Below are 19,131 nucleotides of genomic sequence, written 5' to 3' on the forward strand. Positions count from 1 at the left end.
TGGCTGTTAGTCGGGCCAGCTGCCTTGTGCATCAGGCCTGACCAACGGTTGTGAATACCAATAAAACCGCCCAGCTTGGCTACGGCTAGGTACCGTGCAATTCACCCGTGAACGGCCAATCGGCAAATCCACCGGCAAGGTCAGCGAAAAGCTTTGCTGCTGCCATTGTGGCACCAGTACCTCACCGGCATAAAAGCAATTGAGCTGACTGCTGCGAAAATCCTCAAGATTAGCCAAGTTCACCGTGATGGTTGGCCGCAGCTGCTCATGAGCCACTATCATCGACTGCGGTTGCGCCGACAGCACCGGCAACGGCAAACTCAGCAACTTAGTCGCCAAGGTCGTTAAATTGGCATATTGCCCCGCCGCCGGAAAGCGCGGTATGGCAGTGGTTGGGGTAAGCGGGCCCCACACCCCAGAATGCTGCCCAAAAGCAATAAAGTCATGCTGTTCGAGTAACTGCTGCAAGGTTGGGTCAAATTCGCCATACGGGTAGGCAAACAACCGCGGCTGCGGGCTACCGAGCGCCGTGTCAATATCTTGCTGGGCGGCCAGTATTTCGTTTAGCTGACGCTGCTGCCATTGCGCTTCGGTTTCGCCTGGTAAGCGCCGCGTCATGTGCTCATGCGACTGTGAGTGATTGGCGATTACCGCACCGTACTGTTGCAGTTCGCGTAATTGCTCCCAGCTCATATATAAGTGTGGTGCTTCGCGCATCAATTTGGGGTTTACAAAAATAGTGAACGGCAGCTGGTACTTGGCAAACAATGCTTTGCCATTGTCGTACACATTGCGCCAGCCATCATCGATGGTAATTGCCGCGGCGCGCGGTGGCAGTGCCTTGCCCTCAGCTAACATCGTACTGATGGTAGATAAATCAAGGACGGTAAAATCATGTTCAAGCAAATACTCGAGGTGTTGCTGTAATTCCGCGGCTGTTACTGAAGTCACCCGTGGCGTATCATCACCAATATGATGATATTGCAAAATAGCCACCCCCGCGTGCGCTGCTAACGGAATGACCAGCATGCCCGAAACCACCATCACACAGCCGAATAGACGCATTTTGGCGATTGCCTTACCGATGATTTTGTCCAACATTGCGGCTCCACTACTTGGCTTAGTTGATACTGCCATCATAGGCCATCTACCCGACGCAATCTACCTGAGCGCGGTGGCTTTAGGAGCTACTGCGGTGAGCTTCATGGTGTTGCTAACGGTGTTTTTACGCATGACCACTACCGCTGAAATGGCCGCTGCGTTTGGTGCTAATGACCGCCAGCAACAACAACAAATTACCGTACACTCACTAACCTTGGCGGTCACCATTGGTGTGCTATTAACTGCGCTGAGCCCGTGGCTGATAAGCCTGAGTTTAAGCGTGATCAACGCCGAATCGAGGCTATCTGAACTGACCGCTACCTATATGCACATACGATTACTGGCATTGCCCGCTACCCTCATCAACTTGGTGGTACTGGGGATCTTGTTAGCACGCCAGCAAGCGCGACTAGCCATGCTGATGGTGATCAGTATTAATGCCATCAATGTCGTGGCCAATTTAGTATTGATTGTTGGCTTTAAACTGAATGTCGTAGGTGCAGCTTGGGCCTCGGTCATCGCTGAAGTATCCACCGCCCTGGTTGGGTTATGGCTGCTGCGCAGCTTACTGCCTGCGCTTCGCAATTGGCGCATTGAACCACTCAGCATGAAACGGTTTATGGCGATGAACAGCGATGTGATGCTGCGCAGTTTACTGTTACAACTATGCCTAGCTATGATGACCATTTACGCCACGCGCTTTGGTACCGATGTGGTGGCGGCCAATGCGGTACTCATGCAGTTCTTATTGCTGATCTCGCTTGGCTTGGACGGTATCGCCTACGCCATCGAAGCGCTGGTGGGTGCAGCTCGCGGGCAACGCAACACCAACTTGATACGCTTTTGGCTCCGCCACGGATTGCGTTGGTCATTGCTGTTTGCGTTGGTTTATAGCGCAGTATTCTGGCTCTTCGGCGACGGCATCATTAGGCTATTAACCAATATTCCCGCGGTGATTAGCGAGGCGCAACAGTATTTGCCCTGGTTATGGCTGATGCCACTAGTCGCCCATTGGAGTTATTTCTTTGACGGCGTGTACATCGGCCTAGGGCAGACCAAAGCGATGCGCAACACCATGGCGATTAGCGCTCTCGGGGTTTTTTTACCGAGCTGGTACGCGGCACAGCACTGGCTCACAAACGACAACGCCAACCACGGGCTGTGGTTGGCGTTGTTACTGTTCATGGCTGCCCGAGGGCTAAGCCAAGCCTTATGGTTGCGCTACAAAATCATCCAGTAGAATCAATTGCAATGGCGCACCACCACCATCGGCATCGACAGCAATTGCAGTATAGATATTACCTGCTGCTAAGTTGACCGTGACCGGGCCAATTGCTGCGTCTTTGCTGCCAGTCGGCGTCACCGTAACCACATATTCGCCTTCGGCCAGTTGTACATAACCGGTAGAGGCTAGTGCTGTAGTATCAAACGGGACATTGCTAAAGACTGGATCAGCAGTGCTAATGTCAGCCGTTGCTGTGACATAAATGTCAACTGGGCCAGCCGCTGCTGAAGCGTGGACAATTTGTACTTGTGCGGCAGTCGCAATACGACGCTGTTGGTCTTCAACTAACGCTAAGGTAATGCCATCACCGGTCAATTCGCCGACCGCATAGACCGAAAAACTATCACTCGTAGCTAAGGTCAAGGCAGCGTCATCAATCACCACGGGGGTACCGCCAGCAGCAGCAACATCCACTAAATAGTCACCCGCCGCTAAACCGATAAAGTCAGTAGCTTGACGGAAGGCTAAGTCAGCAATGGCTGGAGTATCAGCATTATTCAAGGTGACATCGACGTTGGGCGCATCAGCGACCGCATGTACGACGCGAATTTCCGCGCCAGCATTGGCATCAGCCAAGACCGTTGCCGACTCACCATCAGCGACCTGTAGCATCACAGGTGATTCACCTGTTTGGGTATTTTCGATGGCAGCAATGACCAAGTCAGCACCAGCGGCCAATGGCAAAGTACCACTATCGAAGGCCACGGCAGCCGGATCACCGGCAACGGTTACCCGTACGCGGTAATCGCCTGCTGGCACATCGATTTGCGGGGTGAAGTCACCAAATTCTAACGTCGCTGCTGCTTGTTCAGCCGCTAGGTCGGCATCGGGAGCAGTCAAATAAATATCGACCATAGGGGCGTCAGGTGCTGCATGCACAACTTGCAAACGCAGATTGCCGGCAGCGATGTCGGTGACTGGGTTTTCGATAATCAGTGGCGCAATAGAGGCATCGCCCACTTTACCCACCGCAAATACTTCGTAGCGGTTATTACCGTTGAGTGCCACGTCGGCTGGGCCAATTACCGTGGCAAATGAGCCATCGGGTAAGATACCATCGACTTGAATAGAGTATGTGCCTTCGTCGAGTTCGAGTACACCCGATGACGCTGTGTATGGCACTTCAGATAATACCGTGTCACCATTCACCAGTACATTAACGTCTGGTGCATCAGCAACACTGTGGTGCACCCGCACAAAACTTGATTCGGGCGGTGGCGGAGGTGGTGGTGGCGTTACGCTGATTTCTTCGTTGTTGCTACCGCCATCGCAAGCGGCTAAGATCAGAGCAGCAGATGCTGCGAGACCAAATTTAGTGATCCCATTCATAGATTTATCCTCGTTTGTTGTATTGGCGTACAAACTTACGAGGAGACCATCGGGATGGGATCACTTCCTTAACTCAATTTTTACTCATGGCTCTATGACATTAGTAATAGGAATGCTCGCCGCGTTGATGCTCAGTGATATCACGAACACCGGTTAATTCGTTCGGAAAACGCGCTAACAATTCTTTCTCGATACCCTCTTTTAGAGTCACATCGACCATGCTACAGCCATTACAACCGCCGCCAAATTGCAGCACGGCAATACCGTCAGCGGTGATTTGATTGACCGAGACTTTGCCACCATGATTGGCCAACTGCGGATTCACCTCAGCTTGAATCATATATTCAACGCGCTCAATGAGAGGTGCGTCGTCGTCGACTTTTTTAGCTTTAGCATTCGGTGCTTTTAAGGTCAGCTGTGAGCCGAGCTCCTGCACTTCAAAATCAATCACGGCATCGGTTAAAAATGGTGCGCTGGATGAATCAACAACTGCATCGAAGCCGCTAAACGGTAATAATTGATCGTCAGTTTCTACCGAATCAGGTGGGCAATAGGATACGCCACACTCAGCAGATGGAGTGCCAGGATTCACCACAAAAACCCGAATATTGGTGTTATCAGGTTGATCGGCAAGCAATTTGCGAAAGTGCGCCTGCGCGCTTTCAGTAATACGAATCATGGACAGTACACCTCATGGCTATACTTGAGTAAAATAGTAGGGTATATCTTATCGCAAAAATTAGGCGTTGCATAGTAACAGGCTTGGTGTAGCCAATAAGTTCTGCTAGCTTGTTGACTACCATTTTGCGTTAAGGAAATCATTATGCGTCGTTTCATTCACGCCTTGCTCAGCTTATCTTTGGGGCTGATGACTTGGGCCTCAGTAGCTCAACCATTGAGCGCCTATTTACCCACTGATGTCGACTACGATCCCAGTGTACCCACACCACAATCGGTGTTGGGCTATGAGGTGGGTGAATGGCATGTTCGCCACGACCAGCTGGTCCGTTACATGGAGGTGCTCGCCGCTCACTCCGACCGAATCGGCATTGAATACACTGGCCGCACCCATCAACAACGGCCATTGCTGTTATTAACCGTCACCGCGCCAGAAAATCATGACAACATCGAGCAGCTGCGGCAGCAGCATATCGCTGTGTCTGACCCAACCAGCAAAGCGGACACTAAAAGCGCGCCATTAGTGCTCTACATGGGTTACAGTATTCACGGTGATGAACCGAGTGGCAGTAACGCCGCGCTATTATACGGTTATTACTTGGCTGCGGCACAAGGTGAAAAAATCGAACAACTGCTGCGCGATACCATCATTTTGTTCGACCCAAGCTTGAATCCCGACGGCCTATCGCGTTTTGCTGAGTGGGCAAACCAGCATAAGAGCATGAACTTGGTCTCTGATCCGCAGCATCGCGAACATGTGCAAGGCATTCCACGCGGCCGCGTCAATCATTATTGGTTCGACTTGAACCGTGATTGGTTATTATTGCAACACCCAGAATCACGCGCCCGTATCGCGAATTTCCAGAAGTGGAAACCGAACGTACTCACCGATTTTCATGAAATGGGTACCGACAGCACGTTCTTCTTTCAGCCAGGTATTCCAAGCCGCCGGAACCCCAACACCCCAGAGGAAAACGTGACTCTGACGGCGAAGTTGGCCGACTATCACGCCGCTAAATTGGACCAAGAAGGCCGCTTATATTTCACCGAGCAAGCCTTCGATGACTTCTACGTGGGTAAGGGCTCAACCTATCCCGATGTGCAAGGTGCTATTGGTATTTTGTTCGAGCAAGCTTCGAGCCGTGGCCATGCGCAAGATTCTATCAATGGCTTGTTAGAATTCCCGTTTACCATTGAAAATCAATTTATGACCTCGCTGACCACCATGTATGGTGCTCACGAAAACAAAGAGCGCTTTTTAGACTATCAGCAGCGCTTCTATCGCACTGCCCTTGAGCAAGCTAAAAAAGCTGACTTTAAAGGCTATGTGTTTGGCGACGGTACCGACCCAGCGCGTTTGCAAGGCATGCTCGACATCCTGCAGCAACATGGTATTCAGGCTCACCCATTAACCGCAGATGTCACCATCGATAAAGTCACCTATCGCGCTGCTAACAGCTACTATGTGCCGCTGGCACAGCCGCAATACACCTTGATCAGAGCGATCTTCAACAGCGACCAAAACTTCCGTGATAACACCTTTTATGATGTCTCGGGCTGGACGTTGCCAATGGCTTTCAATGTGCCATTTGCGCAGTTTGATGGCCGCTCTATTAAGTACGCTGAACAAGCCTATCAAGCTGCACCAGTCGTTAGCACTAGCGCACTACCAGCAGATGCCTACGCCTATGCCTTCAGCTGGCATGGTTATTTTGCACCGCGCGCACTGCAGCAACTGCTCAGCGCCGGTATTCATGTACGCCAAGCCGATCAGCCATTTAGCGCCCGCACAACCAATGGTGAGCAGAGCTTTGATATGGGCGCTGTGGTGGTCACCCGCGCCTATCAACAGCATGATTGGGCTGATGTGCAGCAGCAATTGAGCGCCATTGCCGCCGAAAATCAACTGACCGTGCACGCTATAACCACTGGCTTGACGCCAACGGGTATTGACCTCGGTAGCCGCGATTTACGCCCAGTTGAGCCTATTTCGGTGATGATGCTAGTGGGTAATGATGCCGACATGTACGAGGCCGGTGAAGCGTGGTATTACCTTGATCGTCACGTCGGTGTACCAGTGAGCCTCGTCGATACCGACCGTTTCAATCGCATTGATCTGAACCGCTACAGCCACATTATCCTCGTTGACGGTAGCTATCGCTCGCTCGGTAACAGCGGTGCCAATCGCCTCCAGCAATGGGTCAATCAGGGTGGTGTGGTGATTGGGCAGAAAGGCGGCGCGCGTTGGCTTGCTGAGAATGACATTTTGGCCGCTAAGTTTGTTGCCAATGATGCCTTTGATGCTAAGTTCGACACCAGCACGTTAAGCTTTGCCGATCGCGATAGTTACTATGGTCAGCGCCGTGTTGCTGGGGCTATTTTTGGCCTTGACCTCGACCTTAGTCACCCATTGCTAGCCGGTTTCCCGCGCGCTAACTTGCCGATCTTTAAAGATAGTCTGTTGGCTATGGAAATTCCTGAGCAGCCATTCTTAGTCGCCGCACGCTATCAGCAACAGCCGTTACTGAGTGGTTACGCAGCGGTCGAAAACCGTGAAGTTCTCAGCCAGAAAGCGGCTATTGTTGGTCACCGTAAAGGCCAAGGGCGGGTGATTGCCTTTACCGACGATGTCAACTTCCGCGCTTATTTCTGGGGCACGGCTAAGTTACTGAGTAATGCTATTTTTATGGCACCCGCAGTTAGCCCAAGTGCCAATGCTGACGAAGATGCCGCTGATGCAGAAGCAGCAGCGGCTGAAGCAGCACATGCGCACTAGCGGTTAACCTACCAAGGTTAACTAAGCAACCTCGTTGCGCGGTTGATGCGGCTCGGTATACGCCAGCGTCCACGCATCAACCGCTTTCGCCCCACGTCGCAGCAGCGCATCTGCCGCTGCTGATACCGACGCCCCAGTGGTCAACACATCATCAATCAAAGCAATGGTTAAGCCCTCAACTGAGCGAGTACAGTGCATGCTATTGGCCATGTTTTGCCAACGTTCGCCGGCCGCAGATCGATGTTGTTGCTGCCCTTGTTGTTGCAAGCGTCGCAATAGTCCTGGAGCAAATGGAGTCTGTAACATAGGTTGCAGTTGTCGCGCCAGCAACGCGGCTTGATTATAGCCACGGCTCAACCAACGCTTGCGGGTTATAGGCATGGCGACCAGCAAATCAGGCCATTGCTGCGGCCGTAGCCGATAGCAATGCTGTACGTGCGCCGCCAATAACGGTGCCAAGATTGCCGCCAGCTCGGTAGCGCCATGAAACTTAAAGCGGTGCACCAACTGCGCCACCTCGGGCTGCCAACTCAACGCCGCAAACCAATAGCGCCCAACCGCCAAATCGGGTTGCTGACAGCGCCAGCGCAAGCAGCTGGGAGGTAAGCGCGGCATATCACGCAAACACGGCTGGCAAAACCCGCCATGCTCGCCCACCAGTAAACTCTGTTGACACACCCAACAGCAACCGATGGGCAACTTGGCAAAGTAATCGAACAAGGCTACCATACGCTCCTCCTTGAGCGGTGAAAGGTAGACCTATGGTAACCCCTGTGTGGCAATCCGTCAGTGGCGCTGGAACGGATCTTGTTGTACTCCATGGCTGGGGCTTAAACGCGTCTATCTGGCAGGCTGTCGCCGCGCCGCTTCAGGCTCACCGACGGCTGCATTGTATCGACCTACCCGGCTACGGTGAATCACCATGGCCAAGTGCTGTGCCCATCAGTTTTGATCAGTTGGTCGAATTAACCGCCGCAGCGCTGCCAGCGCGTTGCCAATTGCTGGGTTGGTCGTTAGGTGGTTTGGTGGCTACTGCTATCGCTCTGCGCTACCCAGAGCGTGTCAGTCAGTTGATTACTGTGGCGTCATCGCCCTACTTTCCTGCCGCTGACCAATGGCCAGGCATCGACCCGCATATCCTCAATACCTTTGCTCGCCAATTGAGTGCTGACTTTAAGCGCACCGTTGAGCGCTTTCTCGCCTTGCAGTCACTCGGTAGCCAAAGCGCTAAAGCCGATGTGAAGCAAATCAAAGAATGGCTATTTAGTAAGCCGATGGCGAAGCCCGAAGTGCTGGATGCCGGCCTAGATATGTTATCAAGCGTAGATTTACGTGCTGAGCTAGCGCGTTTAAGCATGCCGATGCTGCGTATTTATGGGCGCCTTGATTCACTGGTACCGGCTGCAGTGGTGCCCTATGTAGACCAGTTAGCGCCGACTAGTAAAGCGATTATATTGCCGCATTGCAGCCATGCGCCGTTTGTTAACGAACCTGAGGTGTTCTGCCAAGCGCTACTCGACCATACCCCGTCTTAGCGCTGGCAGACTGGGCAATACACGGTACTGCGCTGACCCAGACGAATTTCTTTGAGCTCAGTGGCACAGGTTAGGCAGGGGCGCCCGCCGCGGCCATACACCATCAGTTCTTGCTTAAAATAGCCCGGTAAGCCATCGGGGTTAGTAAAGTCGTTCAGAGTCGTGCCGCCCTGCTCAATCGCCTGCGCCAGCGTCTGCTGGATAATCGGTGCCAGCGCTAAATAACGCTGTTTACTGACCTTACCGGCTGCGCGTTTAGGGTGAATACCCGCTTTAAATAGTGATTCGTTGGCGTAAATATTACCTACCCCAACCACCACATGGTTGTCCATGATAAAGGTCTTAATTGACTGGCTTTTGCCTTGCGCTTGCTGGTGCAAATAGTCACCGCTGAATTGTTCGGTCAAGGGCTCTGGGCCGAGCGTCTGCATTAACACATGATGCTGACGCGGGTCCTCGGCGCTATACAGCCAGCAGCCGAAGCGACGCGGATCATTGAAGCGCAACAGAAAGCCATTGTGCAGCACCAGATCAACATGATCATGTTTCACCACCAGGGCATCATGCGGTAATACCCGCAACGATCCCGACATACCCAAATGAATCAGCAAGTAGCCCTGGTTGGTGGTGATCACGATATATTTTGCGCGACGTTCAACGCTGCTAATGGTGGCGCCAACCAACTGCTGAATACTGTCCGGAATAGGCCAGCGTAAACGCTTATCACGGACAGTGACGGCACCAATAGTTTGCCCCTGTAGGTGCGGTGCTATACCGCGACAACTCACTTCAACTTCAGGTAACTCTGGCATACGGACTCACTCATAGGGTGCTTGTTTTACGCATCATTCTACCCTATATTCGCGCACACTAGCGATGAGGATCAGTGGCACCATGCAGACCACCCAATTAACGCCACAACTCGACCATTTGGTGCAACACGGCTATGTGATTGTGCCTAACTTTTTAGGCGCCGACAGCAGCGCGCAGCTGTATCACTACGCCCAACAATTAGCTCATCACGACTGGCAGCAGGCCGGTATTGGCCGCGCTGATCAATACACCACCAATACCACCGTGCGGCAGGATAAAATTCGCTGGCTAAGCCGCGATTATAATGCCGAAGCCAGTTACCTGGCGGTCATGGATGAGTTGCGGCTACTGATCAACTATGAATTGTTTATGGGGCTGTTTGACTACGAGTGTCACCTTGCCCACTACCCACCCGGCGCGTTTTATCGCAAGCATGTGGATGCCTTCAAGGGCCGCAGTAACCGTATCCTCACCAGTGTGCTGTACTTGAACCCAGACTGGCAGGCTAACGATGGCGGTGAATTGGTGATCTATGCCAGTGATGGCAGTGTGCTGGAGACGGTGTTACCTGAAGCCGGCAAATTGGTGCTGTTTCTGAGTGAAAAATTTGTCCACGAAGTGCTGCCGGGGCAGCGTGACCGCTTCAGCATTACCGGCTGGTTTCGTCACAATAACAGTATCGGTGGCGTGATAGACCCGAGCCGTTAGCTGATTTCTTTGGCACCCCAATGCGGGAAATGTCGCCGCACCCAACGATTTAACCAGCGCTCAAACGCCGAGGTCTGATGCACTACGGTGCTGCTGGTCACTAACGGCTGTTCAATCATGCCGGCCCCAACGGTGGCATGGGTGACACGGTCAATAATAATAAACGCACCAGTTTTGCGATTGATTGGATACTTATCGAAGACCACCGGCTCTTGCACGCTAAAATCCAGCAAACCGATTTCATTGAGCTCTAGCCGTTCAGCAGGTAGTTCGTTCAAACTATTCACATCAACGCGATAGTGAATCATGTCGACTTCACCACTGGTTAGCTTGCTACCAAGCTTAATGTAGTAACTGCGCTGGATCTCCAGCGGCTGCTCATGCATCCACACCACCTTAGCGCGGAAATTACTGGCGCTATGCGGCAAGGCGTTCTTTTTCACAATCATGTCACCACGGCTAATATCAATAGCATCATTGAGTGTCAGCGTGATAGCTTGCGGCGCTTGCGCCTGGGCTAAAGACCCATCAAAGGTAACAATCTCTTTGACGATGGAAATTTTACCACTGGGCATCACCCGAATAGTTTCACCCACCCGAATTTGCCCTGAGCTGATGCTACCGGCGTAACCACGAAAATCAGCGTTCGGGCGGTTGACATACTGCACCTGAAAACGAAAATCATCATGCTCTGCAGCGCTACTGATACTAATGGTTTCTAGATAGTCCATTAAGGTGCGGCCACGGAACCAGTCCATGGCACTGCTGCGGGTTACAATATTGTCGCCAGCCAGCGCTGAAATCGGCACAAAATAGATATCTGGGCTGTTCAATTGTCCGGCTAATTTCAGGTAGTCATCTTGAATCGCTTTGTAGACCTGCTGGCTATAACCCACCAGATCCATTTTATTCACCGCGACAATCACATGCTGAATCCCCAACAAGCTGACAATATAGCTATGTCGGCGGGTTTGGGTTTGTACGCCACGGCTCGCATCTATCAAGATAATGGCCAGATCACAGGTGCTAGCGCCGGTGGCCATATTACGGGTGTACTGCTCGTGGCCGGGAGTATCGGCAATAATAAATTTACGCTTGTCGGTGCTGAAATAACGATAGGCGACGTCAATGGTAATGCCTTGTTCGCGTTCCGCTTGTAAGCCGTCCACCAGTAGCGATAAATCAAGCTCATTACTGGCGCCCTTGCTGGCTTGCTTAATGGCGGCCAATTGATCCTCATAGATCAACTTACTATCATGCAGTAGTCGGCCAATCAGCGTGCTCTTGCCATCATCCACACTACCGCAGGTAATAAAGCTCACCAGCTCTTTGTTCTCGTGCTGTTCCAGGTAGCGCAAAATATCCTGCTCAATCAACGGCGAGGCGTGGCTCATGTCAGAAATACCCTTCTATTTTCTTTTTCTCCATGGAGCCCGAACTATCATGGTCAATGGCACGGCCTTGGCGCTCTGAGGTGGTGGTTAGCAACATTTCTTGGATAATTTCTGGCAGTGTTGCCGCGGTCGATTCAATCGCTCCGGTGAGCGGGTAGCAGCCGAGGGTACGAAAGCGAATTGACTTCAGCTGCGGCGTCTCACCCGGCTGCAATGGCATACGCTGGTCATCGACCATAATCAGTTGACCATTACGCTCCACCACTGGCCGTGGTTTGGCCAAATACAGGTCGGGAATAGCAATATTTTCACTGTAAATATATTGCCAGATATCTAGCTCGGTCCAGTTACTCAGTGGAAACACGCGGATACTCTCGCCTTTATGTACTTTACCGTTATAGATATTCCATAATTCTGGGCGCTGATTTTTCGGGTCCCAGCGGTGTTTGGTATCGCGAAAACTGAACACACGCTCTTTCGCTCGCGATTTTTCTTCATCACGACGCGCGCCACCAAAAGCCGCATCAAATTGATAGGTATTAAGAGCCTGTTTGAGCGCCTGGGTTTTCATAATATCGGTATGCACAGCACTGCCGTGAGTGAACGGATTAATACCCTGCTTGAGCCCGTCGGGATTGGTGTGAGTCAACAATTGCAGACCGTGTTGCGCAGCAATGCGATCACGAAAGGCGATCATTTCGCGGAATTTCCAGGTGGTATCAATGTGCAGCAGTGGGAATGGCAGCGCTGCTGGAGCAAAGGCTTTACGGGCCAAATGCAGGAGTACCGAGCTGTCTTTACCGACCGAATATAGCATCACCGGGCGCTGAAATTCGGCTGCGACTTCACGGAAGATGTGAATCGATTCGGCTTCCAGTTGTTTTAAATGGGTCAGCTTTGGCGCCATGGCTTGTTAGTTCTGCTCTAAAGTGCAATGCATCTAGCTTAGCGGTTCTGCCCAGCGAGGGGAAGCGGCAGCGCCTATTTGTCAGTGAAATGCTGTTAGCGAATAAACTGCTGCTGACTGAGGTAGTCGATCACCTGTTGCGCGGCTTGCTCACTGCTGAGCGTCATGGTGTTGAGCTGCAATTCTGGCGTCAGTGGCGGCTCATAAGGTGAACTAATTCCGGTAAAGTCGCTGATATCGCCACGCCGTGCACGTTGATACAGCCCCTTGCTGTCACGCTGTTCACATACCGCCAATGAAGCGTCAACAAAGACTTCAACAAAGCGCCCCTGTGGCAGCCGTTGTCGTACCGCATCACGGTCAGCACGTAACGGGCTTACGGCAGCAACTAACACGATTAAGCCAGCATCGATGAAGAGCTGACACAGCTCACCGATACGACGGCAATTTTCACTGCGATCAGCAACACTGAAGGATAAGTCGCGATTGAGGCCATGGCGAAGGTTATCACCATCTATGACATAGCTGTGATGCTGGCGCTGCAGTAACAGCTGATCGACCGCGTTAGCAAGGGTCGATTTGCCCGCGCCACTGAGGCCGGTAAACCATATCACCAGCGGCTGCTGCTGCTTCTGCTGGGCGCGCTGCTCGGCGCTCACTTGATGATTATGCCAGACAATGCTTGCGGTCATTGCCGATTCCTTTTATCAGCCTTTGATTGGGTTATCATAACGAGGATTTTGCCAGATAACAGCAACAAAAAAGCCAGTCGCTAAGAACTGGCTTTTTCGGTACGAGCTGATTAAAAAGCAAATCAATTACTTGATTTTGGCTTCTTTGAAAATCACGTGTTTACGAACCACTGGATCGAATTTTTTGATTTCCATTTTTTCAGGCATAGTACGTTTGTTTTTGTCGGTGGTGTAGAAGAAACCAGTACCGGCAGAAGAAACTAAACGGATCTTATCGCGCATGGTCTAACTCCTTACACTTTAACGCCGCTGGCGCGCAAATCTGCAAGCACAGCGTCGATACCATTTTTATCGATAATGCGCATTGCTTTGGTAGAAATACGCAGCTTAACCCAACGCTTTTCTGATTCTACCCAGAAGCGGTGAGACTGAAGGTTCGGCAGGAAACGACGCTTGGTCGCGTTGTTTGCGTGCGAACGGTTGTTACCTGTTACTGGGCCTTTGCCTGTAACTTGACATACTCGTGACATCGTTTTTTACTCCAAAATTGCTTCAAGCTCGCCTGTCGCCCATCGCGGCCTTGCCTTGAATCCGAGGGCGCATTTTATACAGCAAATCGGCCCAGCAATCAAGTGATCGCGGCTTTTTTTTGATCTTTTCTGATCATTCTGTTCATCAAGGTATACAGCCGCGCTACTTTACTCGAAAGCGCACAAAAGCGCTAGTATTTCTATAGCAATCCGCGTTCAGCAAAGGATACCGGGTGACCCGAGCCAATCACAAAATGATCCAGCAGTGCCACATCGATCAGCCCTAGTGCACGTTTTAAGCGCTCTGTGACGCGTTGATCCGCCTGGCTTGGTTCCGCCACTCCCGACGGATGATTATGTGCCAAGATCACCGCTGCGGCGTTGTACTGCATTACCAGTTTAATGATTTCGCGCGGGTACACTGGAGCCGCATTAATGGTGCCATGAAATAGCTCAACGTATTTCAATAAACGATGCTGACTATCAAGCAGTAACACCACAAACACTTCACGTTCTTGGTGGCGTAATTGTGCGGTCAGATAGTCACGTACCATGGACGGCTGGGTAAAACCATCGGCACGGCGCAATTGCCAAGCTAAATAGCGCCGTGAGATTTCCATCACCACCTGTAACTGCATGACCCGGGCTGGGCCCATGCCCGGCTGTTCTAGCAAGGCTGAGGCGGGGGCGGCGAGCATACCTCCTATACCATCAAAAGCGGCTAGTAAGTCACGGGCGTAGGTCACTACATCTTTGCCACGCATTCCGGTGCCTAATAAAATCGCCACCAGTTCGGCATCGGATAGCGTCGCCACGCCTAATTCTGCCATTTTCTCGCGGGGTCTTTCCTGCTGCGGCCATTGGTTAACTGTTGTCATCTTGCTCTCCCTGCATCGATTGCTTCCATAGCGGCCCAAAAAAAAGCCACCGAACGGTGGCTTAGTTAGCGCGCTGGTCTGCACCAGTATACTAGTTTTGTACAGGGGTTAGCATTTGCCCTTGATAGTACTGCATGAACTCTTGCGCATCTTCACGATCTTGTTCAAGTTGCTTCAACGAGCGGCAGCTACGCTTTTTAAAGTTCGTACCGACAGTTTGTTCGCTACGACAGATATGCGTGACTTCTCCTGCGGCATTTAAAGTCCGAGAATAACCGTCCTCTAATTGCTCTTCTGTAGTGCTTGAACAGCCTGCTAACAGCAGAACTGCACTGACTATTCCAATAGTTGCTTTCATAGTTTCGTCCTAATTGATTTAAGCCCTCTTACCTTACTTGTACTTTTAGATCAATACCAGCATTAATATGTAACAAAACACTAACATTCCTTTTTTTCAAGCCTGTGTTATCTTAAGTAACGACTAAAAATGTAAGGACTTACTATGAGTGTATGTCAGGCCCAACCCTTACTGAATCGAAAAATCATGATTGGTATTAGTGGTGGCATAGCGGCTTATAAAATCCCAGAACTCGTGCGGCGCTTAAAAGATTGGGGCGCCGATGTGCGCTGCGTGATGACGCAAGGGGGGCAAGCCTTTATTACTCCCCTTACCCTACAAGCGGTATCGGGTAACCCGGTACACCATGACTTGCTCGACCCGAACGCTGAAGCGGCCATGGGCCATATTGAATTAGCCAAATGGGCCGACCTAGTGCTGATCGCACCGGCCAGCGCCAACACTCTCGCGCAATTAGCTCATGGTCATGCCAGCGACTTACTGACTACTATTTGTCTGGCCACTGCGGCACCATTGCTGGTCGCACCCGCCATGAATCAACAAATGTGGGCCCATGCCGCAGTGCAAGCGAACTGCGACACACTGCGCAGCCGTGGTGTACAAATCATTGCGCCGGATAGCGGCAGCCAAGCCTGTGGCGATGTCGGTGCTGGCCGCATGCCGGAGCCGCTGACCTTGCGTGATGTGATTGCCGCAGCATTAACTCCGGTTACCCCGGTGTTGGCTGGCAAACAGGTGGTAATCACCGCAGGACCTACCCGCGAAGCTATCGATCCGGTGCGTTATCTCAGTAACCATAGCTCGGGCAAAATGGGCTTTGCCTTAGCCGCCGCAGCGCAGCAACTGGGTGCCACGGTGACCCTAGTGGCAGGCCCGTGTCAGTTGCCTACGCCAGCGCAGGTTAAGCGCATTGATGTGATATCCGCCACAGATATGCTGGCAGCCGTTGAACAGCATATTGACGCGGCAGATATCTTTATTGGCTGTGCTGCCGTTGCTGATTATCGGCCACGCCAGGTTGGCGCTGACAAAATTAAAAAGCAACATGACCAGATGCACATTGAGTTGGTCAAGAACCCCGATATATTAGCTACCGTCGCGGCCCGTAAAAATGCCCCGTTTACCATTGGCTTTGCTGCCGAGACACAGCAGCTTGAACACTATGCCACGGGTAAACTGCAGGCCAAAAAACTCGCCTTAATTGCTGCCAACAATGTCAGCGATAGCAGCATTGGCTTCAATAGCGACGACAATGCCATGCAATTATTTTGGCACGACCCAGCCGGTCAAATACAACAACGCACATTAGAGAAAGCCAGCAAGTCTGCTATTGCTATCGCTATTTTGCAGCACGCCGCTGGCTTAATGGCAGCCACTTCATCTCAACCATAAGGAGTTTTGCGTGGTCGCGAAACAAGATAAAAAACAGCAAATTCTCGGCGCCCTAGCGACTATGTTAGAGACTAGCCCTGGCCAACGTATCACCACCGCTCGCTTAGCCGCCGAATTGGGTGTATCAGAAGCAGCGCTATACCGACATTTCCCATCTAAAGCGCGGATGTTTGAGGGTCTGATTGAGTTCACCGAAAGCGCTATTTTAGCCAACATCAACCAAATCATGGAACGCGAGAAAGATACCTTAGTACGCTGCGAACTGATGGTTCGGGTGCTGCTCACCTTCGTTGAGCGCAACCCTGGCATTACCCGCGTGCTCACCGGCGATGCCTTACTCGGTGAACATGAACGGTTACGTAGCCGCGTAGGCGGCTTATTCGACAAGATCGAAGCCAACATCAAACAAGCATTGCGCGAACGGCGCCTGCGCGAACAGGTACAAACCAGTGTCGACGAGGGCTTGCTAGCTAATCTGTTGATGGCTTATGCCGAAGGTAAAATTGCCCAGTTTGTGCGCTCAGAGTTTAAGCGCCCGCCAACCGAGCACTTTGCTGAGCAATGGCAGGTTATGGCTCGCCAATTACTGGCGTGATCGGCGTATTGGCTGGGCTCGCAACGGTTTCAGAGGTGCGCGCCCGGCTAAGCAAATTCATCGCAGCTTGTTGCGGTGTGGTATCGCCATACAGCACATTGTACATCTGTTCACAGATTGGCATTTCCACACCGTGGCGTTTTGCTAACGCCAACACTTCACGGGTGTTACGATAGCCTTCCACGGCTTGGCCAATTTCTTTCATGGCTTGCTGAACGCTTTTACCCTGACCCAGTGCCAAGCCTAAGCGCCGATTACGCGATTGGTTGTCGGTGCAGGTTAAAATCAAATCACCTAAGCCTGCCATACCGGTAAAGGTTTCTGGCCGTGCGCCTAACTTCAGGCCTAACCGCGTCATTTCGGCTAAACCGCGGGTGATCAGTGCCGTACGGGCGTTGGCGCCAAAGCCAATGCCATCGGCCATACCGGCACCAATGGCAATCACGTTTTTGATCGCGCCACCGAGCTGCACGCCAATGAAATCATCGTTGGTATACACCCGAAAGCTTTTATCGCAATGCAGTAATTCGGATAAATCATCGACAAAGCTTGGATCAGTTGACGACATAGAAATAGCGGTCGGCAAGCCTTTGGCCATTTCCATAGCAAAGGTTGGCCCAGACAACACGGCTAAGGCATGCTCAGTACCGAGGATCTCTTCTGCCACCTCAAATAACAAGCGTCCAGTTTCGGGCTCCAGCCCTTTGCTGGCCCAGGCGATGCGGGCGTCGGCAGCAATATGCGGTTTGATATCTTGCAGCAATTGTTTGAAGGCGCTGCTTGGCACCACCACCACAATGTTGCGAGCATCTTTCACCGCGTCCACCAAGTCATCGGTGACGGTGAGGGTATCAGGGAATTGCACGCCGGGCAGGTAACGGGCGTTTTGCCGATGTGCCGCCATAGCAGCAATTTGGTCGCTATCACGACCCCACAAACAGGTCGGCGTACCCCGTCTGGCAAAGCAAAGTGCTAGGGCGGTTCCGTAAGAACCGGCGCCTAGCACGGTGACTTGCGTATTACGCATAAGCGGCGTAAAGAGCCAATTGCTTAGGCGTCAAGCTTAGCAGCTTCAGCTTGTTGTTGTGCACGCTGTTGCAAATGCTGAGCATACACAGCGTCAAAGTTAACCGGCGCTAAGTTCAATTGCGGGAAGCTGGCACGGCTTACTAAGCTAGCAAGACACTCACGCGCATATGGGAACAAGATGTTCGGGCAGAATGCACCTAACAACTGCGCCACTTGCGCTGGCTCTAAGCTATCTGAAATGGTGAAGATACCGGCTTGATGAACTTCGGCCAGGAAGGCTACGTCATCACCAATTTTGTTGGTGGCAGTCACTTTCAGGACCACTTCGTACACGTTGTCTTCAATTTTGGTGTTTTTAACGTTGAGGTCTAAACCTAACTCTGGCTGCCACTCTTTACGGAAGATACTTGGCACGTTAGGTGCTTCGAAGGATACATCCTTGGTATAGATGCGTTGAATTGCGAATGCTTGTTGCTGTGGTTGTGCGTTTGCTTCTGCAGCGCCATTTACTTGCTGTTCGTCAGCCATGCTCATACTTCCTATAGATAAATTAAAATTAAAAATGGGTGTGGCCTAAAGCCTTTGGTTATTTCTTAACCAATGGAAAACTAGCACCTTGCCAAGCTGAAATACCGCCTTGCAGGACCGCCACTTTTTCAAAACCAGCTTTGCTCAACGCAGTTGCAGACGCTTTGGCCGTCATTCCGGTTGCACATACCACAACAATGGGGGCTGATTTATACTTCTCAAGTGCGTTGGTGTCATTTTTCCGGATCCGCTCAGCGGTGATGTTGAGGGCGCCAGAAATATGCCCCTTACGAAACTCATCGATTGAGCGAATATCAACAAACACGCCATTGTTGCGGTCGACCGCCAAGGTAGCTTGCTGCGGTTGCAGTAATTGCACCGGCGACAGCTTCGCTTGAATGGTGGTGACAATGATTGCAAGCAGTAACACCACCCACAAAATACTCATAAAATAGTGGTCGGCGGCGAAAGCGAGGATTTGCTCCATCGATGAATAACTCCAGCTGAAAAAATCACGCAGAAGAGTATACCTGCTGCAATCGCCAATACCAGCAAAATTTGGCGGCATTTAGCTCCGACAACGGGTGCGTTAGCAGCGAAAAT

21 protein-coding genes are annotated in these 19,131 nt (G+C 51.6%); 6 read left to right on the forward strand and 15 right to left on the reverse strand.

Annotated features, from left to right (window positions below; all coding sequences use genetic code 11):
- Positions 1 to 6: 6 nt before the first annotated feature.
- Positions 7 to 1,065, reverse strand: a complete 1,059-nt coding sequence (locus tag EFO84_RS06155) for a polysaccharide deacetylase family protein (protein WP_127347176.1) — start codon at positions 1,063 to 1,065, stop codon at positions 7 to 9.
- On the opposite strand from EFO84_RS06155, the gene EFO84_RS06160 reads away from it, so the two are divergent.
- On the forward strand, positions 1,028 to 2,341 hold the full coding sequence (locus tag EFO84_RS06160; protein WP_205701951.1) for an MATE family efflux transporter: 1,314 nt from the start codon (positions 1,028 to 1,030) through the stop codon (positions 2,339 to 2,341). The genes EFO84_RS06155 and EFO84_RS06160 overlap by 38 nt on opposite strands.
- On the opposite strand, the gene EFO84_RS06165 is transcribed toward EFO84_RS06160, so the two are convergent.
- Positions 2,312 to 3,715, reverse strand: a complete 1,404-nt coding sequence (locus tag EFO84_RS06165) for a DUF4397 domain-containing protein (RefSeq protein ID WP_127347178.1) — start codon at positions 3,713 to 3,715, stop codon at positions 2,312 to 2,314. The genes EFO84_RS06160 and EFO84_RS06165 overlap by 30 nt on opposite strands.
- Positions 3,716 to 3,815: 100 nt before the next feature.
- Positions 3,816 to 4,394 carry a Fe-S biogenesis protein NfuA gene (gene nfuA / locus EFO84_RS06170; RefSeq protein ID WP_127347179.1) on the reverse strand — a complete coding sequence of 193 codons (579 nt, stop codon included), beginning with the start codon at positions 4,392 to 4,394 and terminating at the stop codon, positions 3,816 to 3,818.
- Positions 4,395 to 4,538: 144 nt separating this feature from the next.
- Between nfuA and EFO84_RS06175 the strand changes: the two genes are divergently transcribed.
- A complete protein-coding gene (locus EFO84_RS06175; RefSeq protein WP_205701952.1) occupies positions 4,539 to 7,169 on the forward strand; it encodes a M14 family zinc carboxypeptidase in 2,631 nt (876 codons plus the stop codon).
- Between the two features lie 21 nt (positions 7,170 to 7,190).
- Here EFO84_RS06175 and EFO84_RS06180 read toward each other — a convergent pair whose 3' ends face one another.
- Positions 7,191 to 7,898, reverse strand: a complete 708-nt coding sequence (locus tag EFO84_RS06180) for a ComF family protein (protein ID WP_127347181.1) — start codon at positions 7,896 to 7,898, stop codon at positions 7,191 to 7,193.
- Positions 7,899 to 7,930: 32 nt separating this feature from the next.
- Here EFO84_RS06180 and bioH point away from each other — a divergent pair, with 32 nt between their 5' ends.
- A complete protein-coding gene (gene bioH, locus EFO84_RS06185) occupies positions 7,931 to 8,704 on the forward strand; it encodes a pimeloyl-ACP methyl ester esterase BioH (RefSeq protein WP_127347182.1) in 774 nt (257 codons plus the stop codon).
- Here bioH and mutM read toward each other — a convergent pair.
- Positions 8,701 to 9,516, reverse strand: coding sequence for a bifunctional DNA-formamidopyrimidine glycosylase/DNA-(apurinic or apyrimidinic site) lyase (mutM, locus tag EFO84_RS06190; RefSeq protein ID WP_127347183.1), 816 nt, complete (start codon positions 9,514 to 9,516; stop codon positions 8,701 to 8,703). The two genes, bioH and mutM, sit on opposite strands and share 4 nt — an antisense overlap.
- 82 nt (positions 9,517 to 9,598) lie before the next feature.
- Between mutM and EFO84_RS06195 the strand changes: the two genes are divergently transcribed.
- Positions 9,599 to 10,225: a 2OG-Fe(II) oxygenase gene (locus tag EFO84_RS06195; RefSeq protein ID WP_127347184.1), complete on the forward strand. Its 627-nt coding sequence runs from the start codon at positions 9,599 to 9,601 to the stop codon at positions 10,223 to 10,225.
- Here EFO84_RS06195 and cysN read toward each other — a convergent pair.
- The 7 genes from cysN to EFO84_RS06230 form a co-directional block, all read right to left on the reverse strand.
- Positions 10,222 to 11,619: a sulfate adenylyltransferase subunit CysN gene (gene cysN, locus EFO84_RS06200; RefSeq protein ID WP_127347185.1), complete on the reverse strand. Its 1,398-nt coding sequence runs from the start codon at positions 11,617 to 11,619 to the stop codon at positions 10,222 to 10,224. The two genes, EFO84_RS06195 and cysN, sit on opposite strands and share 4 nt — an antisense overlap.
- 1 nt (position 11,620) lies before the next feature.
- Positions 11,621 to 12,526, reverse strand: coding sequence for a sulfate adenylyltransferase subunit CysD (cysD, locus tag EFO84_RS06205; protein ID WP_127347186.1), 906 nt, complete (start codon positions 12,524 to 12,526; stop codon positions 11,621 to 11,623).
- Between the two features lie 95 nt (positions 12,527 to 12,621).
- Positions 12,622 to 13,218: an adenylyl-sulfate kinase gene (cysC, locus tag EFO84_RS06210; protein WP_127347187.1), complete on the reverse strand. Its 597-nt coding sequence runs from the start codon at positions 13,216 to 13,218 to the stop codon at positions 12,622 to 12,624.
- A 126-nt stretch (positions 13,219 to 13,344) separates the two neighbouring features.
- Positions 13,345 to 13,500, reverse strand: coding sequence for a 50S ribosomal protein L33 (rpmG, locus tag EFO84_RS06215; protein WP_086433484.1), 156 nt, complete (start codon positions 13,498 to 13,500; stop codon positions 13,345 to 13,347).
- Between the two features lie 11 nt (positions 13,501 to 13,511).
- Positions 13,512 to 13,748, reverse strand: coding sequence for a 50S ribosomal protein L28 (rpmB, locus tag EFO84_RS06220; RefSeq protein ID WP_127347188.1), 237 nt, complete (start codon positions 13,746 to 13,748; stop codon positions 13,512 to 13,514).
- Positions 13,749 to 13,948: 200 nt separating this feature from the next.
- Positions 13,949 to 14,626 carry a RadC family protein gene (gene radC, locus EFO84_RS06225; protein ID WP_127347189.1) on the reverse strand — a complete coding sequence of 226 codons (678 nt, stop codon included), beginning with the start codon at positions 14,624 to 14,626 and terminating at the stop codon, positions 13,949 to 13,951.
- Between the two features lie 91 nt (positions 14,627 to 14,717).
- Entirely contained in the window at positions 14,718 to 14,984 is a 267-nt protein-coding gene (locus tag EFO84_RS06230; protein ID WP_127347190.1) for a hypothetical protein, read from the reverse strand.
- A 144-nt stretch (positions 14,985 to 15,128) separates the two neighbouring features.
- Between EFO84_RS06230 and coaBC the strand changes: the two genes are divergently transcribed.
- A complete protein-coding gene (coaBC, locus tag EFO84_RS06235) occupies positions 15,129 to 16,376 on the forward strand; it encodes a bifunctional phosphopantothenoylcysteine decarboxylase/phosphopantothenate--cysteine ligase CoaBC (protein ID WP_127347191.1) in 1,248 nt (415 codons plus the stop codon).
- Between the two features lie 61 nt (positions 16,377 to 16,437).
- Entirely contained in the window at positions 16,438 to 16,971 is a 534-nt protein-coding gene (gene slmA, locus EFO84_RS06240) for a nucleoid occlusion factor SlmA (RefSeq protein ID WP_127347441.1), read from the forward strand.
- On the opposite strand, the gene gpsA is transcribed toward slmA, so the two are convergent.
- Genes gpsA through EFO84_RS06255 form a run of 3 tightly spaced genes read right to left on the reverse strand, consistent with a single transcriptional unit; the run spans position 16,946 to position 19,096 of the window.
- A complete protein-coding gene (gene gpsA, locus EFO84_RS06245; RefSeq protein WP_127347192.1) occupies positions 16,946 to 17,998 on the reverse strand; it encodes an NAD(P)H-dependent glycerol-3-phosphate dehydrogenase in 1,053 nt (350 codons plus the stop codon). The two genes, slmA and gpsA, sit on opposite strands and share 26 nt — an antisense overlap.
- A 23-nt stretch (positions 17,999 to 18,021) precedes the next feature.
- On the reverse strand, positions 18,022 to 18,528 hold the full coding sequence (gene secB / locus EFO84_RS06250; RefSeq protein WP_127347193.1) for a protein-export chaperone SecB: 507 nt from the start codon (positions 18,526 to 18,528) through the stop codon (positions 18,022 to 18,024).
- 58 nt (positions 18,529 to 18,586) lie between these two features.
- A complete protein-coding gene (locus tag EFO84_RS06255) occupies positions 18,587 to 19,096 on the reverse strand; it encodes a rhodanese-like domain-containing protein (protein WP_240642654.1) in 510 nt (169 codons plus the stop codon).
- Positions 19,097 to 19,131: the final 35 nt, after the last annotated feature.

Source organism: Pseudidiomarina mangrovi, from assembly GCF_003999375.1.
Taxonomy (GTDB): domain Bacteria; phylum Pseudomonadota; class Gammaproteobacteria; order Enterobacterales; family Alteromonadaceae; genus Pseudidiomarina; species Pseudidiomarina mangrovi.

Bases quoted from the DNA above. Each gene is read 5' to 3' on its own strand.
- EFO84_RS06195 (WP_127347184.1), top strand. From the start codon at position 9,599: ATGCAGACCACCCAATTAACGCCACAACTCGACCATTTGGTGCAACAC.
- EFO84_RS06180 (WP_127347181.1), bottom strand. From the start codon at position 7,898: ATGGTAGCCTTGTTCGATTACTTTGCCAAGTTGCCCATCGGTTGCTGT.
- rpmG (WP_086433484.1), bottom strand. From the start codon at position 13,500: ATGCGCGATAAGATCCGTTTAGTTTCTTCTGCCGGTACTGGTTTCTTC.
- cysD (WP_127347186.1), bottom strand. From the start codon at position 12,526: ATGGCGCCAAAGCTGACCCATTTAAAACAACTGGAAGCCGAATCGATT.
- EFO84_RS06230 (WP_127347190.1), bottom strand. From the start codon at position 14,984: ATGAAAGCAACTATTGGAATAGTCAGTGCAGTTCTGCTGTTAGCAGGC.
- bioH (WP_127347182.1), top strand. From the start codon at position 7,931: ATGGTAACCCCTGTGTGGCAATCCGTCAGTGGCGCTGGAACGGATCTT.
- nfuA (WP_127347179.1), bottom strand. From the start codon at position 4,394: ATGATTCGTATTACTGAAAGCGCGCAGGCGCACTTTCGCAAATTGCTT.
- mutM (WP_127347183.1), bottom strand. From the start codon at position 9,516: ATGCCAGAGTTACCTGAAGTTGAAGTGAGTTGTCGCGGTATAGCACCG.
- rpmB (WP_127347188.1), bottom strand. From the start codon at position 13,748: ATGTCACGAGTATGTCAAGTTACAGGCAAAGGCCCAGTAACAGGTAAC.
- cysN (WP_127347185.1), bottom strand. From the start codon at position 11,619: ATGAGCCACGCCTCGCCGTTGATTGAGCAGGATATTTTGCGCTACCTG.
- slmA (WP_127347441.1), top strand. From the start codon at position 16,438: ATGTTAGAGACTAGCCCTGGCCAACGTATCACCACCGCTCGCTTAGCC.
- EFO84_RS06165 (WP_127347178.1), bottom strand. From the start codon at position 3,715: ATGAATGGGATCACTAAATTTGGTCTCGCAGCATCTGCTGCTCTGATC.
- EFO84_RS06155 (WP_127347176.1), bottom strand. From the start codon at position 1,065: ATGCGTCTATTCGGCTGTGTGATGGTGGTTTCGGGCATGCTGGTCATT.
- EFO84_RS06175 (WP_205701952.1), top strand. From the start codon at position 4,539: ATGCGTCGTTTCATTCACGCCTTGCTCAGCTTATCTTTGGGGCTGATG.
- gpsA (WP_127347192.1), bottom strand. From the start codon at position 17,998: ATGCGTAATACGCAAGTCACCGTGCTAGGCGCCGGTTCTTACGGAACC.
- cysC (WP_127347187.1), bottom strand. From the start codon at position 13,218: ATGACCGCAAGCATTGTCTGGCATAATCATCAAGTGAGCGCCGAGCAG.
- EFO84_RS06160 (WP_205701951.1), top strand. From the start codon at position 1,028: ATGCCCGAAACCACCATCACACAGCCGAATAGACGCATTTTGGCGATT.
- EFO84_RS06255 (WP_240642654.1), bottom strand. From the start codon at position 19,096: ATGCCGCCAAATTTTGCTGGTATTGGCGATTGCAGCAGGTATACTCTT.
- secB (WP_127347193.1), bottom strand. From the start codon at position 18,528: ATGGCTGACGAACAGCAAGTAAATGGCGCTGCAGAAGCAAACGCACAA.
- coaBC (WP_127347191.1), top strand. From the start codon at position 15,129: ATGAGTGTATGTCAGGCCCAACCCTTACTGAATCGAAAAATCATGATT.
- radC (WP_127347189.1), bottom strand. From the start codon at position 14,626: ATGACAACAGTTAACCAATGGCCGCAGCAGGAAAGACCCCGCGAGAAA.